Source organism: Bacilli bacterium (genome assembly GCA_036381315.1).
Taxonomy (GTDB): Bacteria; Bacillota; Bacilli; order Paenibacillales; family KCTC-25726; genus DASVDB01.
Genome location: DASVDB010000130.1, coordinates 1 through 4908, shown reverse-complemented (window position 1 = coordinate 4908; position 4908 = coordinate 1). Strand labels below are relative to the sequence as shown.

The 4908-nt window shown below is 49.6% G+C and carries 5 protein-coding genes and 1 other annotated feature; of the genes, 1 reads left to right on the top strand and 4 read right to left on the bottom strand.

Annotation, left to right across the window (positions count from 1 at the left end):
• Positions 1 to 280: 280 nt before the first annotated feature.
• On the bottom strand, positions 281 to 502 hold the full coding sequence (locus VF260_09650; GenBank protein ID HEX7057442.1) for an alpha/beta-type small acid-soluble spore protein: 222 nt from the start codon (positions 500 to 502) through the stop codon (positions 281 to 283).
• A gap of 150 nt (positions 503 to 652) precedes the next feature.
• Positions 653 to 897: a binding site (T-box leader), on the top strand.
• A 46-nt stretch (positions 898 to 943) separates the two neighbouring features.
• Here VF260_09650 and trpS point away from each other — a divergent pair.
• The gene (gene trpS / locus VF260_09645) at positions 944 to 1927 is read left to right on the top strand and encodes a tryptophan--tRNA ligase (GenBank protein ID HEX7057441.1); all 984 of its coding nucleotides are present in this window, start codon (positions 944 to 946) and stop codon (positions 1925 to 1927) included.
• A gap of 459 nt (positions 1928 to 2386) precedes the next feature.
• On the opposite strand, the gene VF260_09640 is transcribed toward trpS, so the two are convergent.
• The 3 genes from VF260_09640 to gerQ all read right to left on the bottom strand — a co-directional run.
• Complete coding sequence (locus VF260_09640) at positions 2387 to 2557, bottom strand: DUF5325 family protein (protein ID HEX7057440.1); 171 nt, start codon at positions 2555 to 2557, stop codon at positions 2387 to 2389.
• Between the two features lie 25 nt (positions 2558 to 2582).
• Positions 2583 to 3569 (bottom strand): metal-dependent hydrolase, encoded by a 987-nt coding sequence (locus VF260_09635; protein HEX7057439.1) that lies wholly within the window; start codon positions 3567 to 3569, stop codon positions 2583 to 2585.
• 1063 nt (positions 3570 to 4632) lie between these two features.
• Positions 4633 to 4908, bottom strand: a 276-nt coding sequence (gene gerQ / locus VF260_09630; GenBank protein ID HEX7057438.1) for a spore coat protein GerQ, incomplete at its 5' end; no start/stop codon positions are given.

Genomic DNA, 4908 nt, shown 5'->3' with positions numbered 1-4908 from the left:
ACGGGAAGCCTTGATGTGACGGGGCGGAACGGATTTCAGAGTGAAAAGACGGGCAACGTCACAGAAGTTCGAGTCGAACTACAACATGGCCAACATTGCCGCAAGAATGAAAACGAGAGACCGCGAGTTTTAGGACGCCATACCTAAAAAAAAGCCTGTTGATGTTTTTCAACAGGCTGCATGACTTTCGTCCCTTTTTTTAAAACGGCGCGAATCCTGTTTAAAGCGATTCCGTAATCGGCGGGATCGCGCCACTTTCGGGCGATATGAACACATTCCGTTATCTTTGCCCAGCAAGTTGCTGCTCGGCAATCTGAACGAGACGGCGTGTAATATGACCTCCAATAGCGCCTGCGTCACGTGTTGCCATAAACCCCATGTAACCGTCTTGCGGGATTTGGATGCCCAATTCTTGTGCCACTTCATATTTTAGCTGATCAAGGGCGGCATTTGCCTGGGGTACGACAAGCTGGTTGCTGGAACGGCTTTGTCCTTGTGCCATATTTATCACCTCCAGTAGGTAGTATGATCTCAAAATAGATTTATACTCATGCGTAAAATTGGTAATTGCGACCACTGGGGATGAAGATATTTTCACGCCCGGCGTTTGACAAGAGTGGAGTTCGGTTTATAATAAAAAAAAACATCAATTTGAACGGCGATGACGGGAACGAGTAGAAGCCTGAAACGCCACTTCAGAGAGCCGGTGTCTGCTGCGAACCGGTGTGGCGCGGTTTTGAATGGATCCCCAAGCTCAAAGCGGAAAGGCTATCCGGCCTCGTAGAGGCTGAGTCAGCCCGTATGCTGCGCGGTTACCCCGTTACAGGTAGGAAAGTTTTCTTCAATCTGACATTTTGGAGATTAAATAAGGGTGGCACCACGGCTTTCGTCCCTTGCGGCGGAAGCCTTTTTGTTTTTATTAAACCGAAGGAGGAAATTCAAAATGAAGCGCGTTTTATCCGGCATTCAACCGAGCGGGCAGCTCACAATCGGCAATTATATCGGCGCCATGCAAAATTTCGTCAAGCTGCAGCATACCCACGAGTGTTACTTTATGGTGGTTGATCTGCATGCCGTAACGGTGCCGCAGCAACCGGAAGCGTTGCGGGAGCAAACGGAAGCGGTCGCCGCTTTATTCATCGCGGCGGGCATCGACGCCGAAAAATCGTGCGTGTTTTTGCAATCGCATGTTCCGGCCCATCCCGAATTGGGATGGCTGCTGACGACGCTCTCGTATATGGGAGAATTGGAAAGGATGACGCAATTTAAAGACAAGGCGGCGGGAAAAGGATCCGTCGGGACGGGGCTGTTTGTTTATCCGGCGTTAATGGCCGCGGATATTCTGCTGTACAATGCCGATCTCGTTCCGGTAGGCGACGATCAGAAGCAACATCTGGAATTGACCAGGGATTTGGCGCAGCGGTTTAACAGCCGCTACGGCGATTTTTTCACCATTCCGAAAGCTTATATCCCGGAAATTGGGGCGAGAATCATGTCGCTTGACGACGCGTCGAAAAAAATGAGCAAAAGCAATCCGAATCCGGCAAGTTATATCGCGTTGCTGGATACGCCGGACGAAATCCGCCGCAAGATTGCCCGCGCCAAAACAGACTCCGCCGCCGAAATCAGGTACGATCCCGTCAACAAGCCGGAAATCAGCAATTTGCTGGGCATCTATTCGCATTGCGCCGGCATGGACATGGCGGAAATCGAGAAGCTGTACGCCGGAAAAGGATACGGGCAATTCAAAAAAGATTTGGCGGAGCATGTCGTCCGCACACTGGAACCGATACAACAAAAATACAGGGAAATCAGACAATCCGGAGAAATCTATGAAATTTTGCGCAGAGGGGCCGAGCGGGCGTCCGCCGTTGCCAACGAGACGCTGCGCCATGTAAAAGAGAAAATGGGCTTTCTGCTGAATTAACGGGGAGGGGGCCCCTTCCGCGCAACGCAAAACGGGGGTCCGCCCTCCCGCGCAACCTTCCCTGCATAACCCTCCCTGCACAGCGCTAAAACAGGAGAGCTGCATCTCTGCACAACCATCCCTGCACAGCGCTAACGGACGCAGCAGAGGCTATTTGTCGTAAAAAGGCTGCTTTGAAAATGTAACGGACGCAGTAGAGGCTATTTGTCCTTTTCATGCCCGAATATCGGGAAAAATGCAAGAATAGGCTCTCCCACGACCGTTAAAATAATAAAGCGGGCAATTTGCGCGAAATAAGCTCTCCTACGACCGTTAAAAATTGCTACTCGGCAAAACCGCCGAGTTTCCGTCGGCAATCCTCAGGTGGCTTTGGCCACAGATTGCTTACCAGCAGGCTTTAGCCTTAACGGTCGGCTTTCAGCCGCTCGCAGGAACCTGCCGGCTTTAGCCGGCAGCCGTTCAGTTTCGCCGCATTTTCGCTTTGACGACGAATCCCGATCCGATAAACAAAATGGCGATCAGCAGCATGCCTGCGGAAATCCATGGAGCGTTAAAACTAAGCGCAATACCGACGCCCGCCAACAGCGCGATTCCGATAATGGCAAAAAATAATGCCCATCCGCGACTCATATAAACACCTCCTAAAGGTTCGGCTTCAACTGGAAAGATCAAAACGCAACTTTTTTTCCAGGCGGGTATCGCTCAGCCATCCGACGTACGAATCGAGCGGGCGCAATTGATAGTCCAACAACAGCACGCCGACAAACGGATACTGCTTGCGATGGTGGTAGCGCACATCCGCCCAGCGGACCTCGTATCCCCATTTGTGCTCCCGGACATCCGCGCAAGCAAAAGAAGTGAAATAGAGAAAAGCCGCGATATCCGGATGTTTTCGCGAGGCTTCCACGGCAGGGTGACGGGCGCAAGCCAAGCGATCGATCCACTGCAATTTCCCCGCCCGCCATTCACCGATGACAAATTCACCGTTCGCGCGTTTTTTCAACACATTCCACGCGTACAGATTGATTGTCGTGATCAGCATGTATTGCTCGCCTTCGCGATAATCCGGATCCAGCTTGGGCAGTTTCGCCGCAATTTGATGGTGCTGTACGGTGCGCCAAATGTAGTATACCGCAAGAATGGAGTAGAGGGTGGAAAAAATCGCGCTTGGCGCCAAAATTTTTAACGACCAAAGAAGAATGGCCAATACGTGTGCGCCGAAAATAAACGGGTCAAAAATATGAATGATGTTCCACGAAATCCATTTATGCGAGAACGGCCTTAATGCTTGTGTGCCGTAAGTGTTGAACAGATCCGTAAACACATGCAGCGCAACGGCAAGAAACACCCATGCGAGCAAGTGCCAAAACGGCAAATTTCCAAACGCCAATGTCAGGCAACATGTAATCATTCCTGTCCAAAGCGCGATAAATGGCAGAGAATGCGTAATGCCGCGGTGGTTTTTGATGTAAGCCGCATTGCCTTTTAACCGGAATAAAGTGTCAAAGTCGGGTGCTTGCGATCCGATAACGGTGCCGATCAATACGGCTGCAGCAACAAGCGAATCGCCGGAAACCACTGGATCGACATGCGCCAATCCGGCCAATCCCAGTCCGAATACCAAATGTGTGCCGGAATCCAAGAGATCTCCTCCAATTATGATGTCGTGGACGTATGCTATTCATATATTTTACCATGATCGGATGAAAAATAAATCGACTATAGTATAAAAAGGAGGCGCATATCGCAAACGAACGGGTTCGCCCACAAAGAACCATCCGGCGCATTTTTATCAATTACCGGGTTTGAATGAAGCGCGAAAATGCACGTTAATTTTTTTGGAAAACCGGTTTTTTTCGATTAAAGCGCAAAAATGCACGTAAATATTTGTAAAATGCTTTTTTTCGAATATGAGGTGCAGTTTCGACCTTCATTGCGAATTTTTGTTCATATTCCGAAATGTATCGTGCAGATTTGCGCTTCAATTAGTCGGAAGAACCTTCGGAGTTGAGCGAAAAGGGGGGATATGCAGCGATTAAAGCGGACGGAGGAGAAGGCATCGCCTGATTAGCTCGCAAACCGGGCGGCAGCGCAACAAAAGCGCAGCGACGCCAGACCGGCGCAACGAAACATCCAGCCTGCATTGCCTGTTTGGCGGGACATTAGCAGGCTGTTTTTTTGTTTCCGGAATTTTTTGCGTCCGATCCGCTATCGGTAACCAGGTGAATTGGTGCGCCTCGACCGTATGCGGGAAAACCTCCCGTTATTTTCGGCAACTTTACGCAAAAATGAAATTATGCTGGAAAACCTCCCGCATAATTCTCCGAAAACCGCTAATAGCTGAAAAACGGCGAATTTATACGGGAGTTTTTCCGACATAAAATCAGATAAACGGTTTTTCCGCCATTTGTACAGGAGGATTTCCCGCATGCATGGGGCGCTATATCAGCCGTTGGGCGCTATATCCGCATTTTTGCCGTTATAGGTGCTGGTTCGCTCCGCACGTGGCGCCGTATCTGCATTTTTTCCGTTATAGACGCTGGTTCGCTTCACACGGGATACTATATCCGCATTTTTGCCGTAATACGCCACTAGCGTTGCACCATGATCAGGAGCCTGTTATTGACGGAGTCCACCGAATACAATTTGTTTTTTTCACTGTTTACTTGTTCGGGAGCAGTTCAGTATTTCCCGGACGTTTTTTCTTATCTTCCGGCAAACGGGTATGTGTAATTTAATTCCCCTTCAAATGTGATGTAGTCGAGATTTACCATTAACAGCAGCGTGCGTACCCCGGTTTGCGGATCGCTGATGATGATATGGTCGCGTCCGGCGGCTTCCAGTTTGCCTTTGAACACTTTGGCGTTCCATTGCGTATTGTTTTCAAACGTCATGTAAATGGTGGCAATTTTGCCGAGATTCAAACGCAAAATGTTTTCGATGTAGGATTCTTCAATCGGCAAATGTCCGGGCGGCGTAGG